The 25497-nt window shown below is 67.4% G+C and carries 30 protein-coding genes; 13 read left to right on the top strand and 17 right to left on the bottom strand.

Going from position 1 to position 25497, the window contains the following annotated elements; translation table 11 throughout:
• The first annotated feature begins 6 nt into the window (after nucleotides 1-6).
• The 8 genes from BLW27_RS10975 to aat all read left to right on the top strand — a co-directional run bounded on the left by BLW27_RS10975 (nucleotide 7) and on the right by aat (nucleotide 7174).
• Entirely contained in the window at nucleotides 7-762 is a 756-nt protein-coding gene (locus BLW27_RS10975) for an ABC transporter ATP-binding protein (RefSeq protein WP_089883197.1), read from the top strand.
• Between the two features lie 21 nt (nucleotides 763-783).
• The gene (locus BLW27_RS10970) at nucleotides 784-969 is read left to right on the top strand and encodes a hypothetical protein (protein WP_089883195.1); all 186 of its coding nucleotides are present in this window, start codon (nucleotides 784-786) and stop codon (nucleotides 967-969) included.
• A 49-nt stretch (nucleotides 970-1018) separates the two neighbouring features.
• Nucleotides 1019-1774, top strand: coding sequence for an ABC transporter ATP-binding protein (locus BLW27_RS10965; RefSeq protein ID WP_089883193.1), 756 nt, complete (start codon nucleotides 1019-1021; stop codon nucleotides 1772-1774).
• Nucleotides 1775-1922: 148 nt separating this feature from the next.
• Nucleotides 1923-3869, top strand: coding sequence for an acetate--CoA ligase (gene acs / locus BLW27_RS10960; protein WP_089883191.1), 1947 nt, complete (start codon nucleotides 1923-1925; stop codon nucleotides 3867-3869).
• Nucleotides 3870-4032: 163 nt separating this feature from the next.
• Nucleotides 4033-4485 (top strand): hypothetical protein, encoded by a 453-nt coding sequence (locus BLW27_RS10955; RefSeq protein ID WP_089883190.1) that lies wholly within the window; start codon nucleotides 4033-4035, stop codon nucleotides 4483-4485.
• A gap of 117 nt (nucleotides 4486-4602) precedes the next feature.
• Nucleotides 4603-5094, top strand: coding sequence for an acetyl-CoA carboxylase biotin carboxyl carrier protein (gene accB, locus BLW27_RS10950; protein ID WP_089883188.1), 492 nt, complete (start codon nucleotides 4603-4605; stop codon nucleotides 5092-5094).
• An 8-nt stretch (nucleotides 5095-5102) separates the two neighbouring features.
• Nucleotides 5103-6455 (top strand): acetyl-CoA carboxylase biotin carboxylase subunit, encoded by a 1353-nt coding sequence (accC, locus tag BLW27_RS10945; protein ID WP_089883186.1) that lies wholly within the window; start codon nucleotides 5103-5105, stop codon nucleotides 6453-6455.
• A 74-nt stretch (nucleotides 6456-6529) separates the two neighbouring features.
• Complete coding sequence (aat, locus tag BLW27_RS10940) at nucleotides 6530-7174, top strand: leucyl/phenylalanyl-tRNA--protein transferase (RefSeq protein WP_089883185.1); 645 nt, start codon at nucleotides 6530-6532, stop codon at nucleotides 7172-7174.
• Here aat and BLW27_RS10935 read toward each other — a convergent pair.
• The 16 genes from BLW27_RS10935 to BLW27_RS10865 form a co-directional block, all read right to left on the bottom strand.
• On the bottom strand, nucleotides 7138-7503 hold the full coding sequence (locus tag BLW27_RS10935; RefSeq protein WP_089883183.1) for a DUF2155 domain-containing protein: 366 nt from the start codon (nucleotides 7501-7503) through the stop codon (nucleotides 7138-7140). The two genes, aat and BLW27_RS10935, sit on opposite strands and share 37 nt — an antisense overlap.
• Nucleotides 7500-7946 carry an outer membrane lipid asymmetry maintenance protein MlaD gene (mlaD, locus tag BLW27_RS10930; protein WP_089883180.1) on the bottom strand — a complete coding sequence of 149 codons (447 nt, stop codon included), beginning with the start codon at nucleotides 7944-7946 and terminating at the stop codon, nucleotides 7500-7502. The genes BLW27_RS10935 and mlaD overlap by 4 nt, the downstream gene beginning before the upstream one ends.
• On the bottom strand, nucleotides 7943-8326 hold the full coding sequence (locus tag BLW27_RS10925; protein WP_089883178.1) for an NADH:ubiquinone oxidoreductase subunit NDUFA12: 384 nt from the start codon (nucleotides 8324-8326) through the stop codon (nucleotides 7943-7945). Before BLW27_RS10925 ends, mlaD begins: the two co-directional genes overlap by 4 nt.
• Before the next feature lie 482 nt (nucleotides 8327-8808).
• Nucleotides 8809-10074 carry an ATP-dependent Clp protease ATP-binding subunit ClpX gene (gene clpX, locus BLW27_RS10920; protein WP_089883176.1) on the bottom strand — a complete coding sequence of 422 codons (1266 nt, stop codon included), beginning with the start codon at nucleotides 10072-10074 and terminating at the stop codon, nucleotides 8809-8811.
• Between the two features lie 155 nt (nucleotides 10075-10229).
• Nucleotides 10230-10865, bottom strand: a complete 636-nt coding sequence (locus tag BLW27_RS10915; RefSeq protein WP_089883174.1) for an ATP-dependent Clp protease proteolytic subunit — start codon at nucleotides 10863-10865, stop codon at nucleotides 10230-10232.
• 176 nt (nucleotides 10866-11041) lie between these two features.
• A complete protein-coding gene (locus BLW27_RS10910; RefSeq protein WP_089883172.1) occupies nucleotides 11042-11641 on the bottom strand; it encodes a hypothetical protein in 600 nt (199 codons plus the stop codon).
• A gap of 82 nt (nucleotides 11642-11723) precedes the next feature.
• Nucleotides 11724-11891, bottom strand: a complete 168-nt coding sequence (locus tag BLW27_RS21180) for a hypothetical protein (RefSeq protein WP_177177875.1) — start codon at nucleotides 11889-11891, stop codon at nucleotides 11724-11726.
• Nucleotides 11892-12086: 195 nt separating this feature from the next.
• Nucleotides 12087-13283, bottom strand: a complete 1197-nt coding sequence (locus BLW27_RS10905) for a c-type cytochrome (RefSeq protein ID WP_089883170.1) — start codon at nucleotides 13281-13283, stop codon at nucleotides 12087-12089.
• Nucleotides 13267-14544 carry a sulfite dehydrogenase gene (gene soxC, locus BLW27_RS10900; protein WP_089883271.1) on the bottom strand — a complete coding sequence of 426 codons (1278 nt, stop codon included), beginning with the start codon at nucleotides 14542-14544 and terminating at the stop codon, nucleotides 13267-13269. Before soxC ends, BLW27_RS10905 begins: the two co-directional genes overlap by 17 nt.
• Before the next feature lie 22 nt (nucleotides 14545-14566).
• On the bottom strand, nucleotides 14567-16264 hold the full coding sequence (gene soxB, locus BLW27_RS10895; RefSeq protein ID WP_089883168.1) for a thiosulfohydrolase SoxB: 1698 nt from the start codon (nucleotides 16262-16264) through the stop codon (nucleotides 14567-14569).
• A gap of 91 nt (nucleotides 16265-16355) precedes the next feature.
• The gene (gene soxA / locus BLW27_RS10890) at nucleotides 16356-17207 is read right to left on the bottom strand and encodes a sulfur oxidation c-type cytochrome SoxA (RefSeq protein ID WP_089883166.1); all 852 of its coding nucleotides are present in this window, start codon (nucleotides 17205-17207) and stop codon (nucleotides 16356-16358) included.
• A gap of 56 nt (nucleotides 17208-17263) precedes the next feature.
• Complete coding sequence (gene soxZ, locus BLW27_RS10885; RefSeq protein WP_089883165.1) at nucleotides 17264-17593, bottom strand: thiosulfate oxidation carrier complex protein SoxZ; 330 nt, start codon at nucleotides 17591-17593, stop codon at nucleotides 17264-17266.
• A 19-nt stretch (nucleotides 17594-17612) separates the two neighbouring features.
• Nucleotides 17613-18020 (bottom strand): thiosulfate oxidation carrier protein SoxY, encoded by a 408-nt coding sequence (gene soxY, locus BLW27_RS10880; protein WP_089883163.1) that lies wholly within the window; start codon nucleotides 18018-18020, stop codon nucleotides 17613-17615.
• 25 nt (nucleotides 18021-18045) lie between these two features.
• Nucleotides 18046-18522 carry a sulfur oxidation c-type cytochrome SoxX gene (gene soxX / locus BLW27_RS10875; RefSeq protein ID WP_089883162.1) on the bottom strand — a complete coding sequence of 159 codons (477 nt, stop codon included), beginning with the start codon at nucleotides 18520-18522 and terminating at the stop codon, nucleotides 18046-18048.
• Nucleotides 18523-18672: 150 nt separating this feature from the next.
• Nucleotides 18673-19251 carry a thioredoxin family protein gene (locus BLW27_RS10870; RefSeq protein WP_089883160.1) on the bottom strand — a complete coding sequence of 193 codons (579 nt, stop codon included), beginning with the start codon at nucleotides 19249-19251 and terminating at the stop codon, nucleotides 18673-18675.
• A gap of 23 nt (nucleotides 19252-19274) precedes the next feature.
• A complete protein-coding gene (locus BLW27_RS10865) occupies nucleotides 19275-20012 on the bottom strand; it encodes a cytochrome c biogenesis CcdA family protein (protein WP_089883158.1) in 738 nt (245 codons plus the stop codon).
• 79 nt (nucleotides 20013-20091) lie between these two features.
• Between BLW27_RS10865 and BLW27_RS10860 the strand changes: the two genes are divergently transcribed.
• The 3 genes from BLW27_RS10860 to BLW27_RS10850 all read left to right on the top strand — a co-directional run bounded on the left by BLW27_RS10860 (nucleotide 20092) and on the right by BLW27_RS10850 (nucleotide 22030).
• Nucleotides 20092-20517 carry a thioredoxin domain-containing protein gene (locus BLW27_RS10860; protein ID WP_245710843.1) on the top strand — a complete coding sequence of 142 codons (426 nt, stop codon included), beginning with the start codon at nucleotides 20092-20094 and terminating at the stop codon, nucleotides 20515-20517.
• An 11-nt stretch (nucleotides 20518-20528) separates the two neighbouring features.
• The gene (locus tag BLW27_RS10855) at nucleotides 20529-20867 is read left to right on the top strand and encodes an ArsR/SmtB family transcription factor (protein ID WP_089883156.1); all 339 of its coding nucleotides are present in this window, start codon (nucleotides 20529-20531) and stop codon (nucleotides 20865-20867) included.
• A gap of 107 nt (nucleotides 20868-20974) precedes the next feature.
• Complete coding sequence (locus BLW27_RS10850) at nucleotides 20975-22030, top strand: YeeE/YedE family protein (protein ID WP_089883154.1); 1056 nt, start codon at nucleotides 20975-20977, stop codon at nucleotides 22028-22030.
• A gap of 182 nt (nucleotides 22031-22212) precedes the next feature.
• Here BLW27_RS10850 and BLW27_RS10845 read toward each other — a convergent pair whose 3' ends face one another.
• Complete coding sequence (locus BLW27_RS10845; RefSeq protein WP_089883152.1) at nucleotides 22213-22800, bottom strand: riboflavin synthase; 588 nt, start codon at nucleotides 22798-22800, stop codon at nucleotides 22213-22215.
• A gap of 91 nt (nucleotides 22801-22891) precedes the next feature.
• Here BLW27_RS10845 and BLW27_RS10840 point away from each other — a divergent pair, with 91 nt between their 5' ends.
• Both BLW27_RS10840 and BLW27_RS10835 read left to right on the top strand, forming a co-directional pair.
• Complete coding sequence (locus tag BLW27_RS10840; protein ID WP_089883150.1) at nucleotides 22892-24187, top strand: capsule biosynthesis protein; 1296 nt, start codon at nucleotides 22892-22894, stop codon at nucleotides 24185-24187.
• A gap of 156 nt (nucleotides 24188-24343) precedes the next feature.
• Nucleotides 24344-25492, top strand: a complete 1149-nt coding sequence (locus tag BLW27_RS10835) for a polysaccharide biosynthesis/export family protein (protein WP_089883148.1) — start codon at nucleotides 24344-24346, stop codon at nucleotides 25490-25492.
• The last annotated feature ends 5 nt before the right edge of the window (nucleotides 25493-25497 follow it).

Genomic DNA, 25497 nt, shown 5'->3' with positions numbered 1-25497 from the left:
CATCCCATGGGCATTCTCGAAGTCAAGGACGTGGGCAAGCGCTTCGGCGGGTTGCAAGCGCTGTCGGACGTGAACCTCAGCGTGCGGGAAAACACCTGCCACGCCATCATCGGGCCCAACGGCGCGGGCAAGTCCACCCTGCTGAACTGCCTGGTGGGCAAGCTGATCCCGGACACCGGGTCCGTGATGTTCGACGGACAGTCGGTGCTGGGCCGCTCGCCGCACGAGATCAACCAGATGGGCATCAGCCGCGTGTTCCAGACGCCCGAGATCTTCGGCGACCTCAGCGTCATGGAGAACATCCTCATTTCGCTGTTCGCCAAGCGCGACGGCGCCTTCCGCATGCACGCCTTCGAATCCGTCGCCGACGAGCGTGGCCTGCAGGAGGAGGCCGAGCGGATGCTCGACGAGGTCAACATGCTGGACAAGCGCCAGATGCATGCCGCCTCGCTGTCGCGCGGCGACAAGCGCCGGCTCGAGATGGCGATGTGCCTGGTCCAGAAACCAAAGCTGCTGCTGCTGGATGAACCGACCGCCGGCATGGCGCGCGCCGACACCAACAACACGATCGAGCTGCTGAAAGAGATCAAGGAAAAGCGCAACATCACGATCGCCATCATCGAACACGACATGCATGTGGTGTTCAGCTTGGCCGACCGGATCACGGTGCTGGCGCAAGGCACACCGCTGGTCGAGGACGTGCCCCAGAAGATCAAGGGCCACCCCAAGGTAAAAGAGGCCTACCTTGGTGAAGCCGCATAATCCGCCGAACCGGGGATCGACATGGAAAGCCTGATCGTCATTATGACGATTATCACCTTCAACCAAGGCGGCAATCTGCTTTCGGTGGAGACGCAACGGTTCGATGACCCGGCGACATGTTCATCCGTGGCCGCCTCGATCAACCAACGGATGCGGGTTCGGAAGGTGAACCCGGCCACCTATGACATATCCTGCGCTACCTTCTGACCCCGCCTGACGATAGCGCCGCGCCTATCCTTTCCGAGAGGACCATCCGATGACCGTTAAACCTGATTTTTCCAAGCATGCCAACCAGGCCGCGACGGCGCCGGCTTTCCTGTCCGTCTGGGACATGCACAGCTACTACGGCGAAAGCTACATCGTGCAGGGCATCAGCTTCAACGTGCACGAGGGCGAGATCGTGGCCCTGCTGGGCCGCAACGGCGCCGGCAAGACGACCACGCTCCGCTCGATCGCGCGGCTCGACAACCCTCAGGTCAACCACGGCGAGATCTGGCTCGACCACCAGCCGCTGCACAACATGAAATCCTACGAGGCCGCAGTGGCCGGGCTGGGCCTGGTGCCCGAGGACCGGCGCATCATCCCCGGCCTCACGGTGGAGGAGAACCTGAAGCTCGCGCAGATCCAGCCGCCGATCGGCTGGTCGATCCAGCGGCTCTACGAGCTGTTCCCCCGCCTGGGCGAACGTCGCAACCAGGAAGGCGTGACCCTGTCGGGCGGCGAGCAGCAGATGCTGTCGATCGCCCGCGCGCTGGCGCGCGACATCAAGCTGCTGCTGCTGGACGAACCCTACGAGGGTCTCGCCCCGGTAATCGTCGACGAGATCGAGAAGACGCTACGCCTCATCAAGGAGCAGGGCATGACGACGATCCTCGTGGAACAGAACGCAGTGCGCGCGCTGCAACTGGCCGACCGCGCGATCATCCTCGACACCGGCACGATCGCCTTCGACGGCTCGGCCGCCGAAGTTCTGGAGAACGAAAGCCTGCGCGCGGAATATCTTGCGATCTGACGGCCGGCGGCCGCGCGCACAGGGGTGGCGGCAGTCGGCTTGTCTTCGCGCGGCATTGCCGTAACCCTTGCGCCCAGGATCTTGTGACGGGCACGGTCAGCGCCTGCCGGAGAGCGCGGCCTTGTGCCATCAAGGAGGAGGACGACCCATGAAGGACAGCTATTCCCCGCCCGAGGAACTCGTGAAGAACGCCCACGTGGACGCCGCGCGCTACGATGCGCTGTACAAGCGGTCGATCGACGAGCCCGAGGCGTTCTGGGCCGAGCAGGCCGAGCGCATTGACTGGGTGAAGAAACCCACGCAGATCAAGAACACCGACTTCTCGTTGGGGCAGGTCAGCATCGAGTGGTTCCGCGATGGCACGCTGAACGTCGCCGCGAACTGCATCGACCGCCACCTAGAAAAGCGCGCACAGCAGACTGCGATCATCTGGGAGCCCGACGACCCGAACGAGGCCGCGCAGCACATCACGTACCAGCAGCTGCACGACGAAACCTGCCGCATGGCGAACGTGCTGAAGGACTTGGGCGTGGCTCGCGGCGACCGCGTCGTGCTGTACCTGCCGATGATCCCCGAGGCCGCCTACGCGATGCTGGCCTGTGCGCGGATCGGCGCGATCCACTCGATCGTCTTCGCCGGATTCTCGCCCGACGCGCTTGGTCAGCGGATCAACGGCTGCAACGCCAAGGTCCTGATCACCTCGGACGAGTCTCCGCGCGGCGGCAGAAAGACGCTTTTGAAGGCGAACGCCGACAAGGCGCTTCTGCATTGCGACGACAACGTGAAATGCCTCGTGGTCAAGCGCACCGGCGGCCAGACCACCTGGGTCGAGGACCGCGACTACGACTACCGCGCGCTGGCGGCCGAGGCGCCCGCAACCTGCGAGCCCGAGGAGATGAACGCCGAGGACCCGCTGTTCATCCTCTATACCTCGGGCAGCACCGGCCAGCCCAAGGGCGTGGTGCACACGTCGGGCGGCTACCTGACCTATGCCGCGCTGACGCACGAGGTCACGTTCGACTACCACGAGGGCGAGGTATACTGGTGCACCGCCGACGTGGGCTGGGTCACCGGGCACAGCTACATCGTCTACGGCCCGCTCGCCAACGGCGCGACCACGCTGATGTTCGAGGGCGTGCCCACGTATCCGGATGCGTCCCGCTTCTGGCAGGTTTGCGAAAAGCACAAGGTGGTCCAGTTCTATACCGCCCCGACCGCGATCCGCGCACTGATGGGCCAAGGCAACGACTACGTCACGAAATGCGACCTGTCCTCGCTGCGCATCCTCGGCACCGTTGGCGAACCGATCAACCCCGAGGCCTGGGCCTGGTACAACGACGTGGTGGGCGGCGGCCGCTGCCCGATCGTCGATACCTGGTGGCAGACCGAGACCGGCGGCCACCTGATGACCCCCCTGCCCGGCGCCCACGCCACGAAGCCCGGTGCCGCGATGAAGCCCTTCTTCGGCATCCGTCCGGTGGTGCTCGACCCGACCTCGGGCGAGGAGATCCACGGCAACCCGGCCGAGGGCGTGCTGGCCATTGCCGATAGCTGGCCCGGCCAGATGCGCACCGTCTGGGGCGACCACGCGCGCTTTGAGAAAACGTATTTCAGCGACTACAAGGGCTACTATTTCTCGGGCGACGGCTGCAAGCGCGACAAGGACGGCGATTACTGGATCACCGGGCGCGTCGACGACGTCATCAACGTCAGCGGCCACCGCATGGGCACGGCCGAGGTCGAATCTGCGCTGGTGGCGCATGAAAAGGTCGCCGAGGCCGCCGTGGTCGGCTACCCGCACAAGGTCAAGGGCCAGGGCATCTATTGCTACGTGACCCTGATGAACGGAATCGAGCCGACCGACGATCTCAAGAAAGAGCTGCGCGACTGGGTGCGGAACGAGATCGGTCCGATCGCCTCGCCGGACCTGATCCAATGGGCGCCGGGCCTGCCCAAGACACGCTCGGGCAAGATCATGCGCCGCATCCTGCGCAAGATCGCAGAGGACGATTTCGGCGCGCTCGGCGACACGTCGACCCTCGCCGATCCCGCGGTGGTCGACGACCTGATCGAGAACCGCATGAACAAGGGCTAGGCCGCGCCACCGGCCGGCCACGAAGGGCGGACGCTGCAACGTCCGCCCTTTTTCGTGCGCGGGTGAAAGGCCCCGCCGCCGCGATGACGTTAACCAGGTGTTACGAAGGCGCTACGTCAAGCACGGATTCTGCGGTACATTTTAGCATCGTTGAGGCATTCACATGGAGGACGCCATGCAGTTCTCGATAACGACGCTTTCGATGGCACCGATGATCACCGGCCACCCCCTCGGCCTGCCCGAAGCCAAGCGCGCCACCAAGTCGCCGTACGAAATCAAGCCGATCGCCAAGCGCGGCGACATCGACTCGGCCATTGCCGACGCCCGGACGCCGGCCGAGTTCCGGCGCGCGGTGTCCGGAAGGCCGACCGATGACCAAGCGGCGCCGCCCTCTATGCTGCAGATCCGCATATCCCAGCTTCTGGCCGAAGAGATCGCGCCACCGGAGCCCGGGAAGGACGACACCGCAGAGACGCGCGAACAACCCGCTGTCGCGCCCGCGCCACGCGGTGCCGCACAGGACACGACCGACCGCCCGGTCCCCTTCATTGCGGGCGCGCAGGCTTACCCGGCGCTGCCCGAGCTCCCCGCCCCGCAGCTGGACAAGGCCAGCTAGGCGCGCGCTCTTTCCTGACCGCATCGCTTTTCATGTGCGACATCCTGCCCTATAAGCGACACGCCGGTCCCGGACGCGCAGACGTTACCGGGCCGCTGAGGAACGGGCGAGGAACGGATGAGCAAAGAGAAGCATGACGCAGACGTGGCCTTCATCAAGGCACTGGCGGAACTGCTGCGCGAGAACGACCTGACAGAGCTGCAGGTCAAACGCGATTACGCCGAGGATGACAGCCTCAACGTGCGGGTCAGCCGCCACCATCCGGCGCCGGTGCAGCACAAGCAGGTTGCGCCGATGGCACAGCCGCAGGCCCATGCGCCCGGCCCGCGGACCGAGGCCGCCGCTCCCGAGGCGCCCGAGGACCCCGCCGCGCATCCCGGCGCCGTCACCTCACCGATGGTCGGCACGGTCTACATGCAGGCCGAACCCGGCGCCCCCGCGTTCATCTCGGTTGGCCAGTCGGTCAAGGAAGGCGACACGCTGCTGATCGTCGAAGCAATGAAGACGATGAACCACATCCCCGCACCGCGCGCGGGCACGATCAAGCGCATCCTGGTCGAAGACGGCGCGCCGGTGGAATACGGCGCTCCGCTCGTCATCCTCGAATGAGCGCGGCAATGTTCGACAAGATCCTGATCGCCAACCGCGGCGAGATCGCGCTGCGCGTCGTGCGCGCCTGCCGCGAGATGGGCATCGCCAGCGTCGCTGTGCATTCCACCGCAGACGCCGACGCCATGCACGTACGGATGGCCGACGAATCCATCTGCATCGGACCGGCCCCCTCGACGCAAAGCTACCTGGCCATGCCTGCTATCATCTCGGCGTGCGAGGTCACCGGCGCGCAGGCCATCCATCCCGGCTATGGTTTCCTGTCGGAAAACGCCCGCTTCGTGCAGATCGTCGAGGATCACGGCCTGACCTTCATCGGTCCCTCGGCCGAGCATATCAGCCTGATGGGCGACAAGATCACCGCCAAGGACACGGCCGCCAAGCTGGGCATCCCCGTGGTGCCGGGTTCGCCCGGCGGCGTCGCCAGCCTGGACGAGGCCAAGCGCATCGGCGCCGATTTCGGCTATCCGGTGATCATCAAGGCGACCGCCGGCGGCGGCGGGCGCGGCATGAAGGTCGCCCGCAACGAGGAAGAGATGGAGCGCGCCTTCCACACCGCCCGCTCGGAGGCGCTGGCCGCCTTCGGCAACGACGAGGTCTATATCGAGAAGTACCTCCAGAAGCCGCGCCACATCGAGATCCAGGTCTTCGGCGACGGCCAGGGCGGCGGCGTCCACCTGGGCGAGCGGGACTGCTCGCTGCAGCGCCGTCACCAGAAGGTCTTCGAGGAAGCCCCCGGCCCCGCCATCACCCCGGAGGAACGCGCCCGCATCGGCAAGATCTGCGCCGACGCCGTGGCCGAAATGGGCTATCGCGGCGCGGGCACGATCGAGTTCCTCTACGAGGACGGCGAGTTCTTCTTCATCGAGATGAACACCCGCCTGCAGGTCGAACATCCGGTGACCGAGGCGATCTTCGGCGTCGACCTGGTGCGCGAACAGATCCGCGTCGCCTCCGGCATGCCGCTGTCCTTCGGGCAGGACGACCTGAAGATCAACGGCCACGCGATCGAAGTGCGCATCAACGCCGAGAAGCTGCCGAATTTCTCGCCCTCGCCCGGCAAGATCACGCAGTACCACGCGCCCGGCGGCCTGGGCGTGCGGATGGACAGCGCGCTGTACGACGGCTACCGGATCCCGCCCTACTACGACAGCCTGATCGGCAAGCTGATCGTGCATGGCCGCGACCGCCCCGAGGCGCTGGCCCGGCTGCATCGCGCGCTTGGGGAACTGATCGTCGACGGCGTCGACACCACGGTCCCGCTGTTCCACGCCCTGCTGCAGGAGCACGACATCCATACCGGGGATTACACGATCCACTGGCTGGAAAAGTGGCTGGAGGCGGGCGGGCTGGCGCAGTAGCGTCGGCCCATGTTCCCCGCGCTGCCCGACCGCACCGGCCACGCGCGGCGCCCTAGGGGCGCCGTCGTGTCGCCATGACAACCACGGTCATAACGCCCCAGCTTCTGCTGCACGCCTATCGCAGCGGCATCTTCCCGATGGCCGAGCGGCACGACGACCCGGAGATCTTCTGGGTCGATCCACGCCGCCGGGGGATCATTCCGCTGGACGGTTTCCGCATCTCGCGCAGCCTCGCACGGCGGCTGCGGCGTGACGATTACTCCGTGACGCTGGACCGCGCGTTCGAGGACGTGGTCGATGCCTGCGCCGACCGCTCCGAAACCTGGATCAACGACGAGATCCGCAGCCTCTACACGCAGCTTCACCACCAAGGCCAGGCGCATTCGCTCGAGGTCTGGATGGACGGCCAGCTTGCCGGCGGCGTCTACGGCGTGTGCATCGGCGGATGCTATTGCGGCGAGTCCATGTTCTCGCGCCGGCGCGACGGCTCGAAGATCGCGCTCGCCTGGCTGGTCGACCTGCTGCCGCGCGCGGGGTTCAGGCTGTTCGACACCCAGTTCCTGACGCCACACCTCGCCTCGCTCGGGGGGATCGAGGTCACGCGCGCCGCCTATCGCAGCCTGCTGGCAGAAGCGGTCGACGCGCCCGCCGACATCCTATCGGCGCCGCTGGCCGCTTCGGGTCACGAGGTGGTGCAGCGCAACACCCAGACATCGTAGCGCGGGTGATCCAGCGGGTTCAGCGCCGGCGAGGCGGCGATCATCCAGCCGCGAAAGACCGGCTCCATCACGCCCGCCTCGCGGATCGTCAGGAAGGCATAGGCGTTGCCCGCCGGATCGTCCTGCGGGTAGCGGCATTCGCCCAGCACGATCTCGATCCGGCCGAACACGACGCTGTCGCCGGCCTGCAGCGTCAGGTCATCGACCGTGGCGTTCAGCTTGTCCAGGCCCCGCAGCACGGCGCCCAAGCCCTTGACCACGCTCTCCTCCTGCTGCGCCGCCACGCCCGAGGCCGCCATCGCGAGAGCCAGGACTGCCGCGCGGATCATTCGGGGCTTCCGCCGACGAAGGCCATCAGCAGCGAGATCAGGCTGACTGCGCTTTGCGTGTCGGTGATCCGGTCGCCGGCACCGTAGAAGAAGGGCGATCCGCCGGGGCTGAGTTCGACGTAGTTGCCGCCCAGCAGCCCCTCGGACGCGACGAGGATCGCGCTGTCGTCGGGGATCAGCACGTCGTCGCGGATCTGGACGGTCGTGTCGGCGCGATAGGTCTCGGGGTTCAGCGCGATGTCGGTCACGCTGCCCACCTTGACGCCGGCCAGGCGTACATCGGTGCCGACGGACACGCCTTCGAGCGAACGGAAGGACGCGTGCAGGTCGTATCCCTGCGGAGCGGCCGACAGGCCCGTCACCTGCATCGCGTAGAGCCCGAAGCCCAGCGCCCCGGCCAGCACGCAGCCGCCGACCAGCACCTCGGCCGTCGAGTGGCTCATTCCGGGCTCCAGGCTTCGTAGTCGCGGCGTTCGGGCGGGTTCTCGCGGCGGATCGAGCCCGCGGGCGCGTAGGCCAGCGCCGTGCCGGTCAGGTTCTCTCGGTGCGGTTTTTCCCACGGCTTGTGCGCCAGAGGCTTATCCAGCGGCGTCTCTGCGTGGGTGTGGTGCAGCCAGCCGTGCCACTCGGGGCTGACGCGGCTGGCCTCGGATTCGCCGTTGAAGATGACCCAGCGCCGCTTGCCGTCCTTGGACTGGTAGAAGGTGTTGCCCTGATCATCCTGACCGACCCTGGTGCCGTGGCGCCAGGTGTAGAACTGGGTGTTGAGCGTCTGGCCGTTCCACCAGGTGACGGCGCGCAGCAGCGTGTTGAGGATGCCCATGGACGACTCCGGTTGTTCGTGCCCCGGGTTTAGTCCAGCGGGGGTGAGAGGTCCAGTGCCGCGGAGCGTGGCGGCGCGCGGGTGGTGAAGGTGTGATCGGGCTGCGTTCCGGGCGGGAGTCCCGGTGTCCCACGATGGGACACGGGGGCGCCCTAAGGAAATCAATGACTTGCAGAGGCGGATTCATCATCCGTTAGGATTCTCGCCGGCGGGTCGTCGGGCATTCCGTCAAGGCCGGGCCCGAAGCGGGGCGGCATCCGGCCGACGCGGGCCGCGGCCGCCTTCCGCTCGCGCCTGCGGAGCCGCCGGGATGTCGGGCGTGTGGGAATGCCTTGGCGGCGGATCGCGGCCGGAGGCACGGCAGCGGATGCGGGGAAGCGCCGGAAGCGAGCCGGCGAAGCCGCGCGAACCGCGTCGCCAGAAACGACAGGGGCGGCCCGATGGCCGCCCCGCATTCGTTTCGGTGGAGAGCCTCCGTGCGGTCAGCCGGCGGTGGCGCCTTCCTTCTTCTGGTCGGCGTAGATCATCAGCGGCTTGGCGTCCGCGTTGACGACCTCGTCGTTGACCACGACCTCGGTCACGTTGTCCATGCCCGGCAGGTCGAACATCGTGTCGAGCAGGATCCCCTCGAGGATCGAGCGCAGGCCGCGCGCGCCGGTCTTGCGGGCGATCGCCTTCTTGGCGATGGCCGACAGCGCGTCGTCGGTGAAGGACAGGTCGGCATCCTCCATCTCGAACAGGCGCTGGTACTGCTTGACCAGGGCGTTCTTCGGCTGGGTCAGGATGGTGACCAGCGCGTCCTCGTCCAGGTCCTCGAGCGTGGCGACGACCGGCAGACGGCCGACGAATTCCGGGATCAGGCCGAACTTCAGCAGGTCCTCGGGCTCGAGCGCCTTGAACGTCTCGCCGATGCCCTGGGCGCTTTCATCGCGTACGTCCGCGCCGAAGCCCATCGCGCTGCCCTTGCCGCGCTGCTTGATGATCCGGTCGAGTCCCGCGAAGGCGCCGCCGCAGATGAACAGGATGTTCGTCGTGTCCACCTGCAGGAATTCCTGCTGCGGATGCTTGCGCCCTCCTTGCGGCGGCACCGAGGCAACGGTGCCTTCCATCAGCTTCAGCAGCGCCTGCTGGACGCCCTCGCCCGACACGTCGCGGGTGATCGAGGGATTTTCGGACTTGCGCGTGATCTTGTCGACCTCGTCGATGTAGACGATGCCGCGCTGCGCGCGCTCGACGTTGTACTCCGACGCCTGCAGCAGCTTGAGGATGATGTTCTCGACATCCTCGCCCACGTAGCCGGCTTCGGTCAGCGTGGTCGCGTCGGCCATGGTGAACGGCACGTCGAGGATGCGCGCCAGCGTCTGCGCCAGCAGCGTCTTGCCGCAACCCGTCGGGCCGATCAGCAGGATGTTCGACTTCGCCAGCTCGATGTCCGAGCTTTTCGACGCGTGGTTGAGCCGCTTGTAGTGATTGTGCACGGCCACCGACAGCACGCGCTTGGCCTTTTCCTGGCCGATCACGTAATCGTCGAGCACCTGGCAGATCTCCTGCGGCGTAGGCACCCCTTCCGAGGATTTCAGGCCGGCGCCGCGGGTCTCCTCGCGGATGATGTCCATGCACAGCTCGACGCACTCGTCGCAGATGAACACCGTGGGGCCGGCGATCAGCTTGCGCACCTCGTGCTGGCTTTTGCCGCAGAAGCTGCAATAGAGGGTGTTCTTGCTGTCACCGCCTGAATTCGTCGCCATTCTGAACCTTTCTCCACCGCTTTCGATCCGCGGCGGACCGTCGTTTGGCAGGCCGTTTCAGCTTCGGCCGCCAGCGTCCCGCCAGCTTAGGTCAGTCCAAACTGACGGGCAATGCGAAATTCCGCCGCCGCATCCCATGACGCGGCGGCGCCCCGTCACGTGTCCTTGGCCGCGTCCGCGGCCTGGTCGCGGCTTTCGACGATCTCGTCGACATGGCCCCATTCCTTCGCCTCTTCGGGCGTCATCCACTTGTCGCGGTCCATCGCCTCGCGCACCGTGTCGTGATCCTGTCCGGTGTGCCGCGTGTAGAGCTTGTACATGCGCTCGCGCGTCTGCTCGATGTGGCGGGCCGAGATCATGATGTCGGCCGCGGTGCCCTGCATGCCGCCGGACGGCTGGTGGACCAGGAATTCCGAGTTCGGCAGCGCGAAGCGCATTCCCTTGGCCCCACCCACGGCGATGACCGAGCCCATCGAGGCCGCCAGGCCGCAGACCAGGGTCGAGACCTTGGGCCGGATGTACTGCATGGTGTCGTAGATGCTCATCCCCGCGACGACCGAGCCGCCGGGCGAGTTGATGTACATCGAGATTTCCTTCGACGGGTTCTCGGCCTCGAGGTGCAGAAGCTGCGCCACGACCAGCGAGGACATGCCGTCATGCACAGGTCCGTTCACGAAGATGATGCGTTCCTTCAGCAGCCGCGAGAAGATGTCGTAGGCGCGCTCGCCCCGGCTGGTCTGCTCGACCACCATGGGGACGAGATTCATGTAGGTCTCGAAGGGGTCTTTCATGTGCGACTGCCTGCTTTCTGCTTTTCGTGAAACGTCTTCCCGGGCCCACGCCTACCGCGCGCGGGTTACCGGAGTCTTAGTGTCGCCCCCCAGCACCCGCAAGGGGCGCGGGGAAAAACGAGGCGCGGGATGGCGGTGTCGTGGCGCGGATGCGCGCCCGCGGGCATCGGAGGCGCTCAGAAGGTCGGGTGCGGTTCGTCCCCCGGCATCGGCCCCTCGGGGCGGCGCCGGGCCAGCACGACGGCGCGCGGCTCCCACTCGTATGGGTCGTCCCCAAGCACCGGCGCCCAGTAGAGCCGGCCGCCCTTCCGCCACGGGTCGATCACCAGGCCGTCGTTCATCCCCTCGCCGCGGGCCGAGATGATGACGGTCGAGTGTTCTAGCCGCATCGGCGGCTGCGAGATCGCGCGGTGCAGGTCCAGCGTCTCGAATCCCTCGGCGCGCAGGCGCTTTTCCATGTCCTCGGCCCAGTGCCAGCACAGGCCGCGCGGCCGCAGGCCGGCATTGACCTTCATGTTGTGGATCACCGGCGGGTCGGAGATGCCGTACTGCATCGCCAGCTCCAGCGGGTGCATGTAGGAGATCCGCGCGGCGCGGGCGGCTTCCTCGGGGTCGACCGAGGGGTCGAGCGCACGGATGGCGCTTGCGAGCTCGGCGATCCGCGCGGGCTCGGGCCTTGGCAGATCCTCCGGCGCGGGCGCGCAGGCGGACAGCAGCGCCGCCCCGAGAAGCAGGCAAAGGGCGCGCAGCGCGTTCAGGGGAAGAAGATCGTTCATGCGCGCTGATTAGCCGAGCCGTCGGCGGGTGTCGAGCCGGTCGCCCGCATCAGGGCGGTCCGGGATCGCCGGACGGCGCGCGTCAGACGTCCTGGAGCGCATCGGAGGGACAGGGCGTGACAAAGGCCGGCTGCCCGGCGGGCGCCGCGTCGATTCCGGGCTGCGAGCCCGCCTGGCGCGGGATCAGCCCCAGCGCGGCGGCGAGCGCCAGGCCGCTGGCCAGAACGACGATCTGCTTTCGAAAGGTCATGGTCCGGCCTCCTGCTATGGGTCCCGCATTCAGGATGCGCCCGCGCAGTCGATCTGCATAGACCGGTCTTGCGTGCAGTTTTAGGCAAAGGCCACCGCCGGCGGTTTCCTGCCGCGAAAGGCACCATTCCGCCTATCGGAGCGGCGGAACGCGTCGCGCGGCCGCCGGGAATCGGCGGCCGCGCGAGGATTTTGATCACTCCAGGCTTTCGAGATAGGCGATCAGGGCCTTCACGTCCTCCTGGTCGCGCACGCCGGCGAAAGCCATCTTGGTGCCGGGCACCGTGCCGCGCGGATCGGTGAGGAACTGCGTCAGCGTGTCGTGGTCCCAGGTGCCGTCCATGTCGGCCATCGCGGAAGAGTAGCGGAAGTCCTCGACTCCACCGATCTCGCGTCCGACGATTGCGTTCAGCTGCGGCCCCATCCGGTTCTTCGCGCCCTCGCCGACCTGGTGGCACGCGCTGCACTGGCGGAACACGGCCTCTCCGGCGGCGATGAGCTCGGGATCGGGCGCGTCTGCCGGCCCCTCCTCGGCGCTTGCGCTCTGCGCCTTGGCCTCGGCCTCGTCCGGCGCGGTCTCGACGACCGGCGTGGCGACCGCGGCTTCGGTCTCGGTCAGCGGCGCGTCGCCCGAGGGATCGTCGGGCGTCACGTCGAGGACCGTGGCGCGCATGGTGATCTCGACGCTGTCCTTGCAGTTCTCCATGCAGGGCTCGGTCCGCCACTGGGCGTACTCGGTCTGGGGGCGGTCATCGACGAAGAAGCCGTCGCGGTTGGGCATCTCGATCTCGGTGAAGTTCTCGCGCGACAGCACGAAGTCGTCCTCGACCAGGAAGTTCGAGTAGAGGATGTAAGCGGTGATCGCGTAGACCTCGTCGGCGGTGAGGCTTTGCGCGTTGCCGAAGGGCATCGAGCGATGGACGTAGTCCCAGACCGTCGACAGGTACGGCCAGTACGAGCCCACGGTCTTGACCGGGTCGGCGTTGTCCAGCGTGCCGTCACCGCCGGCCAGCTTGGGCCAGTTGCCCACGCCCTCGGCGAAATCGCCGTGGCAGACGGCGCATTTCTCGACGAAGACCTCTTCGCCGGTCATCACGTCGCCCGACCCTTCGGGCAGCCCGGTGCCGTCGGGGGTCACGTCCACGTCCCAGGCGGCGACTTCTTCCGGCAGAGCCTCGCGGCCGAGGCCGAAACGGGTGCCGCCGCCCTCGTCCGCGTGCGCGGCGGAGACCAGGCCGCCCAGCGGGGCCGGGTCGGGAATTGGCAGCGCGGTCAGCAGACGCGGATTGGCAGGCATCGGCGCGATGTTGCGATCGGCGAAATTGGCGGCCGCCGTGAAGGTCAGCACCAACCCGACAGCGGTTGCGGCATAGAGATTACGAGACTTCGACATTTTCGGCCTTCCCGTCCGGCGTGACGTGCCAGGTCTGGATGCAGTTGTTGTGATAGACCGAGTTCAGCCCCCGCACTTCGCGCAGCTGCGCCTTGGTGGGCTGGACATAACCGGTCTCGTCGATGGCGCGGGACTGCAGCAGCATCTCGCTGCCGTCCCAGTCGGTGTCGAGGTAGAAGCGCGTAAGCGCCTTGTTCTCGCCGTCCTTCGCGAGGCGCGCGGGCTGCCACGTCTTGCCGCCGTCCGTGGAGACGTCGACGCGGGTGATGCGGCCGTGACCGGACCAGGCCATGCCGGTGATGACCAGCGGACCGGGACCGTGGGTGATCGGCGATTGCGGGCTGGGTGAGGTGACGACGGATTTCGCGTCCATCACCCAGGTCCATTTGCGCGCGGAGCCGTCGGCCATGACGTCGGTGTATTTCGACGTCTCCTCGCGGCTCTCGACGGGGCGGTCCATGACCTCGATCCGGCGCAGCCACTTCACCCACATGTTGCCTTCCCAGCCCGGCACGACCAGCCGCACGGGATAGCCATGCTCCTTGCGCAGCGCCTCGCCGTTGGCTTTGAAGGCGACCAGAACGTCGTCCAGCGCCTTGTCCATCGGGATCGAGCGGCCGTTGGACGAGGCATCGGCGCCTTCGACGTAGATCCACTTGTCGGCAAGGTCGCCGGCGGCATCGAGCCCGGCTTCCTGCAGCAGGGTGCGCAGCGGCACGCCGGTATATTCCATGTTGTGGATCATGCCGTGGGTGAACTGCGCGCCGTTCAGCTGCGCGCCCGCCCATTCCATGCCGGTGTTGGCCGCGCATTCGAGGAAATAGACGTGGTTCTCGCGCGGGAAGCGTTCGAGATCCTCGTAGGTGAAGACCAGCGGCCGGTCGACGAGGCCGTTGATCATCAGCCGGAAGTCGGGCTTCGCGAGTTCGATCGCGCCGGAATGGTGCCGCTCGAACGCGCAGCCCTGCGGGGTGATCGTGCCGTCGAGCGCGTGAATCGGCGTGAAGTTGATGCTGCTGATCGTGTCGGCGGTCAGCCATTCCACGTTGCGGCGGATCACGTCGTCCTCGAACCGGATCGGCGTGCCGTAGGGATGCGCGTCGACCGGGTCGCCGAAGCCCGACGCCCAGGGCTGCACTTCGGTGATCAGCGGATCGGGTGCGGCGGCGCGGGCGGCGCCGGCGGCCACCGCCCCGGCACCCAGTGCTGCGGCACTGGTCAGGAACTGGCGCCGCGAAGCGCCATTCTTGTCCTTGGTCATGATGGTCTCCTCGATCGGCGGGTCAGCGGTCCGCGACCTCGACACTGGTGTTGTCGGGCACCGTCACGGTGCCCTGCTTGCGGATGTGGCTTTCCACCACGTCCCAGATCGGCGGGCCCTCGGTGCCCTCGTTCACGCTGGCCCAGCCGGTGACGACGTAGGCGCGCGCGGGGTCGATCCGCTCTCCGGTCTTCAGCAGGGTCATGTCGCTGATGCGCTCGCCCTGCGGCTTGGAGATATCGATCCGGTAGCCGAGGCCGCCGGTGCGGACCATGTCGCCGCCCTGCTGGTAGTACGGGTCGGGGTTGAAGATGTTGTCGGCCACGTCCTCGAGCACGACCTTGAGGTATTCGCCCGTCATTTCGGTGCGATATGCCTCGGGGTAGGTCAGTTCGGTGACGTTCCAGATATCCTCGCGCGTGATGTCCTGGCCGGGGATCAGCGACGGCCCCCAGCGGACGCCGGGCGACAGCGCGATCTCGGCGTCGCGTTCGGACAGCAGCGCCTCGCAGATCAGGTCGTCCCACGAGCCGTTGAAGTTGCCGCGACGATAGAGAAGCGTGTCGGTCTGGCCGATCACCTCCTTCAGCTCGGCCTCGAACGGTGCGCGCTGCGCCTGCACCAATGCGGTCATTTCCGGGTCCGGCGCGATCACGTCCGAGAAGATCGGGATCAGCTTGTGGCGGAAGCCCATCATGCGGCCGTCGGACACATCGAGATCGACGCGGCTGACGAACTTGCCGTTGCTGCCGGACGCCACGATGATGGTGTCGCCCACCAGCACCGGCTCGGGCAGCGCGTCGTGGGTGTGGCCCGACAGGATCACGTCGATGCCGGTCACGATGCCGGCCATCTTCTTGTCCACGTCAAAGCCGTTGTGGCTGAGGCAGACGACCAGCTCGGCGCCCTGCGCGCGCACCTCGTCGACCATGGCCTGCATGTTCTCGTCGCGGATGCCGAAGCTGTAGTCGGGGAACATCCAGCCGGGATTGGCGATCGGCATGTAGGGGAAGGCCTGGCCGATCACGGCGATCTTGGTGCCGCCGCGCTCGAAGAACTGGTAGGGTTTGAAGTGTTCGGCTGGCTCGTCCCACGTGGCGTCGAAGATGTTCTGGCCCAGTGCCGCGAAGGGCAGGCCCTCGACGATCTCGCGCACGCGCTCCTGGCCCAGGGTGAACTCCCAGTGGAAGGTCATCGCGTCGGGGCGCAGCCCGTTCATGGCGTTGACCATGTCCTGCCCGGCGGTGTGGTAGCAGGTGTAGCTGCCGTGCCAGGTGTCGCCGCCGTCCAGCAGCAGCGCGTCGGGCCGGTCGGCGCGGATGGCGTTCACAACCGTCGCGATCCGGTCCAGCCCGCCCATGCGGCCGTAGGCCCGCGCCAGCGCGGTGAAGTCGCCCGAGGTCAGCGCGTAATGCGACGGCGAGCCGTCCTCGATGCCGTAGAAGCGGCGGAACTCAGCGCCGGTCAGGTGCGGCACCTCACCCCGGTTCGGGCCGACGCCGAAATTGACCGACGGCTCGCGGAAATAGATCGGCACCAGCTGGGCGTGGATGTCCGTAAGGTGCATCAGCGTGACGTTGCCGAACGTGTCGAATTCCAGCAGCTGGTCCTGGCTCAGCGCCTGCTGCGCGGCCAGCCGCGACCAGTTGCCGAAGCCCGAGGCGCCGACGATCGCCGAAGCCGCCATCGAGGCCTGGAGGAAATCGCGTCTGGAGATCATCGAAACATCCTTGGATTGAGGTCACACATGCGCATGTGTGAATGAATTACGGGCGGAAAACCCCGCGCCGGAACCCGGCGCGGGGCATGGATCAGTTGCGGACCGAGGGACCTTCGACCGACAGCCCGTTGCCGCGCGACTTGACGTACAGCTCCAGCGCAACGAATTCCGGCGAGCCGGTGGCGAACGTCTCGGCGCGGGTGTCGCGCACGCAGCCCTTGAAGCGCGAATGTGCGCCGTTGAGCTTGGCGTTCTTCAACCGGTAGGTCGGAAAGCCGTTGATCTGGCCCTGGCTGAGGTGGTCGGCACGGATGTAGTTGCCGTAGTTTTCCTCGTGGCAGGAGGCGCAGGCCAGTTCGAGTTGGCCGTAGCGGGTGTAGTAGATGTCCTTGCCCTGCTCCCAGGTCTCGGCAGCGGGGCCGTCGATGGCCACGTCCACCGGCATGCCGCGCGACTGCGAGGCGATCAGCGCCTCCATGTTGATCGCAGGCGCGGCATCGTACGGCCACGGCTCGGCGCCCATGCGGTTCACCCGGCAGTCGTTGACCTGCATCTGCACCGTGCGGACCTCGCCGGCGTCCTCGTTCCACTTCGGGTAGGTCGCCGTCACGCCCGCCATGCTTTCGGGGTCGTTGTGGCAATCGGCGCAGGATTGTCCGGCGCTTCCCTCGGCGGTGTTCCAAGTGTTGATCGCCTGATCGACGAAGATCATGCCCTGGTTCTCGAAGTCGTCCATTTGAATTTGCTGCGTCTCGTCCGCGCGGAAGTGCCAGCCCGAGATGACTTGGTCGATGCCGGTGCCTTCCATGTGCTCGGGCGCGTCGGCCTTGGTCGTCATCTCGATCTCGCCGTTGATCACAAGCGTATCGTCGTCGGCCCCGCCGGCGAAGGCGGCTGGCGCGACAAGCAGCGCGGCCATGGCCGTCAGTGCCTTGAGTTTCATGCTTTCTCCTCCCTGAAGCCCCTGCCCCGCGTGGTTGCGGCGCAGGGTCGCGGCGGTCAGCCGACGGTGATCTCGGCGCTGTCTTCGTAGACCGAGCCGTCGTCGTCGTACCAGGTGAACTGGAACGTGCCGGATTCGGGCACCTTCGCCTCGAACTCGAAATACGGGTTGGTCGAGATCGCGGGCTCCATCTTCACGTCGATGACGGTCTCGTCGTTGAACGTGACGTGGAAACGGTTGATGATCGAGCGCGGGATCGTGTTGCCCTCGCTGTCCTTGCGCTGACCGGATTCCATCTGGTGGCTGATCAGCGTCTTGATCGTCACGGTCTCGCCGGCGGATGCCGTGCTGGGAACCTTGACGCGGGGGCGTACTCCGGATGCCATTTAATGTCTCTCCTCTGCCTCAGCCGCCGATGGTGACTTTGACCTCTTGAGAAGCCCTGGCGAAGCTGCCGTCGGCAAGCTTTGCGATGGCGATGATGTCCTGCGTGCCGGCCAACCGGATCCGGGTCGAGGCGCGATGCGCGCCGGCCATCGGACCGAAGTTGAACGTGGCCACGGGCGGGGTCGGGTTGCCGGCCGCCAGCACCATGATCGCGGACGCGCCTTCGGCGGCGACCTCGATCGGAACGGTGTTGCCGTTCTCGGCGATCTCGGGCGCGGTCAGCGTGACCCCGCCCTCGGCCACCTCGGCACCGCCGGTGAACTCGGCCACATGATCCTCGATCGCGGCATTGGCGCGGAAGGGCAGGACGGTGACCAGCGCGGCGCCGGCCCCGAGGGCCAGTGTTTCGCGACGTGTGAACTGCATGCGTTTTCTCCTTTCGTGTCGGGCGTCAGCTGCCCTGGAGCGTCATCAGGAAGGCGACGACATCCTCGATTTCCTGAGCCGTCAGGATCGGGTCGAGCTCGCCCTCGGCGGCCTTGCCGGTGTAGCCGTCGCCGGGACGGATGAAACCGGTGGTCTTGTAGAATGCGGGCATGACCGTCTCGGGGAAGGTCATCTTGGCGTTGGCGACGATGCCGCGCAGTTCGGCCGGGCTGCGGTAGCTGCCGACGGCGTCCAGCGGCGGGCCGACCTCGCCGTGGAAGGGCGCGTCGCTCAGGGCCTCGACCGCGTGGCAGGCGATGCAGTTGCCCTTGCCGCGCGCGATCATCAGTTCGCGGCCACGCTCGGCGTCGCCGACCTGGCCCGACAGCGACGTTTCGATCGCGCCATATTCACCATACGTCACCTGCGTCGGCGCCACGGTATCCGCGACGGCCATCCCCGCCGACAGCGCCACCGCCATCGTGATTGCTGTAAGCCTCATGTCTCCTCCCCTGCGCGTGACGACCCCAAGAGCGGGTCATTGGCGTTTTTTCGTTCCTTACAGACTAGGGCAGTATCCGGGAGCGACGCAACATCAAATTCACGAGTTTGAATAATTCGAACCTTCCGCCGATGCCCGTCCGTCCGCCGCTCAGTCAGTGCGGCCGTTGTCGCGTTCCTGGATCATCCGCGCGTGGTAACGCTGGAAATCTTCCCCGTCGTCAAGCTCGTAGCGCTTTTCGTTGACCCAGGTGAACATGTCCAGCGTCGTCCCGCGCCCGAAGGCGCCCGGCATCACCGCGACCTGCGCGTCCATCGCCGACTGCCCCTCGGGGACCTCCTCGGGCAGGAAGACGATCGTGGGCGTGAACATCACCCGCCACTTGCGCGCCATGTCCCGCTCGGGCAGCGATTCCCCGTCGAGATCCGTCACTTCGGTCGAGCCGTGCAGGTTCAGTTGCACGACGAAGAAGTTCTCCTCGATGTAGTCCGACACCGTCGGGTCGACGAAGACCTCTTCGTGTATCTGCGTGCAGTAGACGCAGCCGCGCTGTTCGAAGAACAGCACCAGGCGCTTGCCCTCGGCGTTGGCCTCGGCCAGGTCCTCGCGCAGGTCCTTGAACGTGTCCATCATCCAGGGCTGCTTGTGCAGCCCGTCGTCGCCCATTTCCTGTGCCGCCGCGGGCCAGGCCATCACCGCGGCCAGAGCCGCCATTCTCAAGGCTTTCATGTCTCTCTCCTCCGGTTCGACGATCAGCTCAGCGCCACCCACCCGGGAAAGGTGTCCAGCATCCACTGGCCGATCAGGTTGACGCTGCCCGTCACGATCAGCACCGCGAATAGGATCAGCATAACGCCCATTGCGCGTTCGGCGTACTTCATCTTGTCGCGATGGCGCGCGGTCCAGCGCAGGAACGGCCCCGAGAACAGCGCCGCCAGCACGAAGGGCCCGGTCATCGCCGCGCCGTAGACCAGCAGCAGCAGACCGCCGCGCCACATGTCGCCCATGCCGCTGGCGATCATCAGGATCGAGGCCAGTGCCGGGCCTACGCAGGGCGTCCAGCCGAAGCCGAAGGCCAATCCCATCAGGTAGGCGCCGAGGATGGTCGTCGGCTCGGCCCGGCTTTCGACGCGGGCCTCGCGGTACAGGAACCCGATGCGGATGACGCCAAGAAAGTGCAGGCCGAACACCGTCAGGATCGCCGCGGCCACCCATTGCAGCTGGTCCATCCAGTCGGCGAAGGCGCGCCCCACGGCCGTCGCACCGATGCCCAGCAGCACGAAGATCGTGGTGACGCCGGCGGCGAAGAAGATCGACGACAGCACCATGCGGCGCTGCGCGCCCGGCGCGATCCCGCTGTCGGCGCGCAGCTCGTTCATCGATATCCCGGCCATGTAGCACAGGTAGAACGGCACCATGGGCAGGATGCAGGGCGTGAAAAAGCTCAGCAATCCGGCGATCGCAGCACCTGCGAAGGAAATGTCGAGCAAAGCGGTCGCCTTTTCTTGAACAATTCACATATTCAAATTAGGTTGTGCGTCAACGACTGGTCAATGCGGGGACGACGCGTTGCGCGACTTTCTTTTCCTTCGACGCCGGCTGGTGACGGCGCTGGCGGCGCTTGCCTTCGTGGCGGGCGGCGCATCCGCGTCCACGGACCCTGCAGCCGCCGCCCCCGTCGACGAGGGCGTCCGCCTGATCATGGTCGAACAGCCCGGCTGCGCCTATTGCGCCGCCTGGGACGACGAGATCGCGCCGGCCTATCCGAACACCGAGGAAGGGCAGTTCGCCCCGCTCGAGCGCGCCGACCTGCGGATGGGTCCGCCCGAGGGCGTCGAGTACGACCGCCGGGTGCAGTTCACCCCGACCTTCATCCTGGTGCGCGACGGGCAGGAGCTTGCGCGCATGGAGGGCTACGTGGGCCAGGACTTCTTCTGGCCGCTCTACCGCGACATGCTGGAACGCAACACCGCGTTCCAGCCCGACGCGCCGTGAAGGATCATGCCATGACGCTTCCGGTTCTGAGCAACGACATGTCCGAGGCCGAGCTCGACCGCATGGTCGAGAAGGCCAACGCGGCATCGGCCTTCCTCAAGGCGATCAGCCACGAAGGGCGGCTGATGATCCTGTGCCATCTCGTGTCGGGCGAGAAATCGGTGACCGAGCTGGAAGAGTTGCTTTCGGCGCGCCAGGCGGCGGTCAGCCAGCAATTGTCCCGCCTGCGGCTCGAGGGGCTGGTGCTGCCGCGCCGCGAGGGCAAGACGATCTATTACCGGCTGGCCGACGACAAGCCGCGCAAGATGCTGGAATGCGTCTACGACCTGTTCTGCGGCGACGACGACTAGAGACGCGCGGGCTTGCGAGACGCGGCGCGCAGGCGCAGTCTGCGTGGGGCGACTGATCGCGGGGGAGCGATCATCGCGCATCCGCGTCATGTCGAAGGAGGATCGGCATGGATTTCCTGATGACCGAACACCAGCTGGTTGCGCTGATCGGGCTTCTTGGCGGCATCTGCCTAGGGCTGGCCGCGCGGATGGGGCGCTTCTGCTCGCTGGGCGCGATCGAGGACGCGCTCTACGGCGGCTCGACCGTGCGGCTGCGCAGCTGGGGCGTGGCGATCGGGGTGGCGATCATCGGCGCCTTCGCCCTGATGGGCGCGGGGCTGCTGCCCGAGGCGCCCTATCACCTGGCGCTGCGGTGGAACCCCTGGGCGTCGATCGCCGGCGGGCTGGTCTTCGGCTACGGGATGGCGCTGTCGGGCATGTGCGGCTTCGGCGCGATCGCGCGGCTGGGCGGCGGCGACCTGCGCAGCTTCGTCATCGTGCTGGCGATGGGCGTGTCGACCTTCATCGTGCTGTCCGGGCCGCTGGCGCCGCTTCGCGTGGCGCTGTTCCCGCAGGAGCTGGCGACGGGCGGAGTGCCGCCGGGGATCGCCCACCGGCTGGCGGCATTGAGCGGCGTTCCGGTGACGGGCATCGGCATCGCCATCGGCGCGGCGGTCCTGGCGGTTGCGCTGGCGCACCGGCCGCTGCTGCGCAGGCCGTCGGCGATCATCTGGGGCGCGGTCGTCGGGCTGGGGGTGCTGATCGGCTGGGCAGGCACGGCCTGGGTGGCGCGCACCGGGTTCGAAGGCGTGCCGGTCATGTCGCACAGCTTCGCGGCACCCTTGGGGGAATCCATCCTGTGGTGGATGACCGGATCGGGCCGGCCGCTGAGCTTCGCGGTGGGCTCGGTCGCGGGCGTCTGGCTGGGCGCCTTCGCCGGCTCGCTGATCAAGGGGCATTTCCGCTGGGAGGCCTGCGAGGACCCGCGCGAGCTGCGCCGCCAGATCCTGGGCGCGGGGCTGATGGGCGGCGGCGCGGTGGTGGCGGTGGGCTGCACCGTGGGCCAGGGGCTCAGCGCGTTCTCGCTGCTGGCCTTCTCGGCGCCGGTCACGGTGGCGGCGATCTTCGCCGGGGCGGCTTTCGGGCTGCGGCAGCTGATCGTGGGCTTTCAGCCGGCCGAGTGATGTCCCACGATGGGACACGACCGCGCCCACCCGATTTCAATGGGTTACGGGGACGCATTAAGGAATTAGAAAGGGAGGGGGGCGCGCTGCCCCCTCTTGCTCCTCCGGAGCAATTCACCCCCGGGATACTTTGGGACCAAAGAAGCCCGGGAAAACCTTGGTCTTTCGGCCGAAGCCGTCGTCTAGACGCTTTCGGCCAGACGCGCCACGTAGCGGGCTAGCGTGTCGATCTCGAGGTTGACGCGGTCGCCGACGCAGGCCTCGCCCCAGGTGGTGACGGCCTTGGTGTGCGGGATGAAGTTGATGCCGAAGCTGGCGCCGTCGACCTCGTTCACGGTCAGCGACGTGCCGTTCAGCGCGACCGAGCCCTTGGGCGCGATGAAGCGCGCGAGCGCGTCAGGCGCGCGCAGGGTGACGCGGGTGCTGTCGCCCTCATCCTGCATGGCGGTGATCTCGGCCACGCCGTCCACGTGTCCCGAGACGATGTGGCCGCCCAGTTCATCCCCCACGCGCAGCGCGCGTTCCAGGTTCACGCGCTTGCCCTCGGTCCAAGTGTCGAGGTTGGTCTTCGACACGGTCTCGGCCGAGACGTCGACGTCGAACCAGCCCTCGCCCAGGGCCACGGCGGTCAGGCAGACCCCGTCGCAGGCGATCGAGGCGCCGATCTGGATGCCGGACGTGTCGTAGGCGGTGCCGATGCGCGCGCGGATGTCGCCGCGGCGTTCGACCCCGCGTATGGTGCCCTTGTCGGTGACGATCCCGGTGAACATGCGGCTGACCCCGTCCTGACGCGCTCCGGCCACAGTTTCGCCGGTCTGCTGATGTAAAGATACGTGCGACGCAACCACATAGACCGGCCCAATGACCTGCGCAACCATCCCGTCGCCCCGCGTCTTCCTGTTCCTGCAAGGCCCGCACGGTCCGTTCTTCGATCGCCTGGGCCGGATGCTGCGGCGCGCGGGGGCCGAGGTGTGGCGCGTGGGCTTCAACGCCGGGGACAGCGCCTTCTGGCGTGATCGGCGCCGCTACATCGCCTATCGCGGCGATCCGGAGGATTGGCCCGGCACGCTGGACGGCATCCTGACCGACAAGCGCGTGACCGACCTGGTGCTGTACGGCGACGTGCGCCCCTGTCACGCCACGGCGATCGTGCGGGCGCGCGCGCGCGGGATCGCCGTGCACGTCTTCGAGGAAGGCTATCTTCGCCCCTACTGGGTCACCTACGAGCGCGGCGGGTCGAACGGCCATTCGCGGCTGATGCGCACGGACGTGGACGAGATGCGCCGCGCGCTGGAGAACTGCGATCTCGAGGCGCCGCTGCCGCCGGGGCATTGGGGCGACATGCGCCAGCACATCTTCTACGGCGCGCTGTACCACGGCCTGGTGATGCTGGCGAATGGCGGCTATCGGGGGTTCCGGTCGCATCGCGACGCGACCGTCATGCAGGAGTTCCGGCTGTACCTGCGGCGGCTGCTGCTGATGCCAGTCACCCGGCTGCAGCGGATGGCGGCCACCGCGCGGATCCGCTTCGGCGGCTTTCCCTATCACATGGCGCTGCTGCAGCTGGAGCATGACAGCAGCTTCCGGCAACACTCGGGCTTCGCGACGATGGCGGATTTCGTCGACACGGTGATCGCGGGCTTTGCGGCGGGCGCGCCCGGGCACCATCACGTGGTGTTCAAGGCGCATCCGCTGGAGGACGGCCGCGTGGACATCCCCGGCGCGATCCGGCGCGCGGGCCGCGCGCATGGCGTGGCCGCGCGGGTGCACTACGTGCGCGGCGGCAAGCTGGCGCAGCTTCTGGGCGATGCGCGCAGCGCGGTGACGGTGAACTCGACCGCCGGGCAGCAGGTGCTGTGGCGCGGGATGCCGCTGAAGGTGTTCGGCGACGCGGTCTATGCCAAGCCCGACTTCGTCTCGACCCAGCCGCTGGCCGAGTTCTTCGCGGCCCCCAGCCGGCCGGACATGCGCGCGTACAAGGATTACCGCCGCTACCTGCTGGAAACCTCGCAGGTGGCGGGCGGCTTCTACTCGGCCCGCGGGCGGCGGCAATTGCTGCGGCAGGTGGTCGACATGATGCTGGCACCCGACGATCCCTACGACGCGCTGTCGCGCGGCACCGCGGCCCCTCGGCAACAGTTGCACGCGGTTGGCTGAGGCGCCGGAGGACGTGCTGGTTTTTCAACGGATTGCGCGCTACGCTTGCCGGATCACGGGCAAGAGCCGGCAAACGGCCCGCCCCGGAGGCAAGGCAAGACACGTCCGGACCGTCGATCAGCCCGGGCCGGAGGACAAGGTCGAGGAGACCGAGCAGTGATACAATCCTCAAGCCGCCCGGCGCGCGCGGTGGCGCTTCTGGCCGCACTTGCCGTCGTGGCATCCTGCGGTCTTCCTCGCGTGGGTCCGACGAAGAACGAAATCTACGCCGGCTCGGTCCAGCGCGAGGGCGACGCCTTCGTGGTGGCGGTGAACGACCGGGTGACGCGCGCGACGGCGGTGATGCCGGCGCTGGGCTTCACCGACGATTTCCGCAATGCGGGGCTTCTGGGATCGGACACGATCCGCGCCGGGGACACGCTGGGCCTGACGATCTGGGAAAACGTCGATGACGGCCTGCTGGCGGCCGAGGCGACGAACTCGACCGTGCTGGAAGAGGTGCAGGTCGACGGCGACGGCTTCGTCTTCGTGCCCTACGCGGGCCGCATCCGCGCCGCCGGCAACACGCCCGAGCGCATCCGCGAGATCATCACCGACCGGCTGGACGACCAGACCCCCGACCCGCAGGTGCAGGTGCGCAGGCTGGCGGGCGACGGCTCGACCGTGAGCCTGGTGGGCGCGGTGGGCGGCCAGGGCGTCTACGCGATCGAGCGGCCGACGCGCACGCTGTCGTCGATGCTGGCGCGCGCCGGCGGCATCACGATCGAGCCCGGCATCGCGCAGATCACCGTGGTGCGGGGCGACCGCCGCAGCCGCGTCTGGTTCGAGGATCTCTACGAGAACCCGGGCTTCGACATCGCGCTGCGCGGCGACGACCGCATCCTGGTCGAGGAGGACAGCCGCGCCTTCACCGCGCTTGGCGCCACCGGCACGCAGGCGCGCGTGCCCTTCGAGACGCAGACCCTGTCGGCGATCGAGGCGATCGCGCAGGTCGGCGGGCTGGTGCCCACGGCGGCGGATCCGACGGGCGTCTTCATCCTGCGCAACGAACCGGCCGAGATCGCCAACCAGGTGCTGGGCCGCGACGACCTGGTGGGCGCGCAGCGCATGGTCTACGTGCTGGACCTGACGCGCCCGAACGGGATGTTCATGGCGCGCGATTTCGCGGTGCGCGACCAGGACACGCTTTACGTCACCGAGGCGCCGTTCACCCAGTGGGACCGCACCATCGCCGCGCTGACCGGATCGCTGGGATCGGCGGCCGCGATCGCGGACGCCACCAGCACGCTGGGCACCGGTGGCTGAGGCCC

It is taken from the genome of Citreimonas salinaria (assembly GCF_900107235.1).
GTDB lineage: Bacteria > Pseudomonadota > Alphaproteobacteria > Rhodobacterales > Rhodobacteraceae > Citreimonas > Citreimonas salinaria.
Note: the sequence above shows the minus strand (reverse complement) of the source record. Positions and strands in the feature narration are given on the sequence as shown.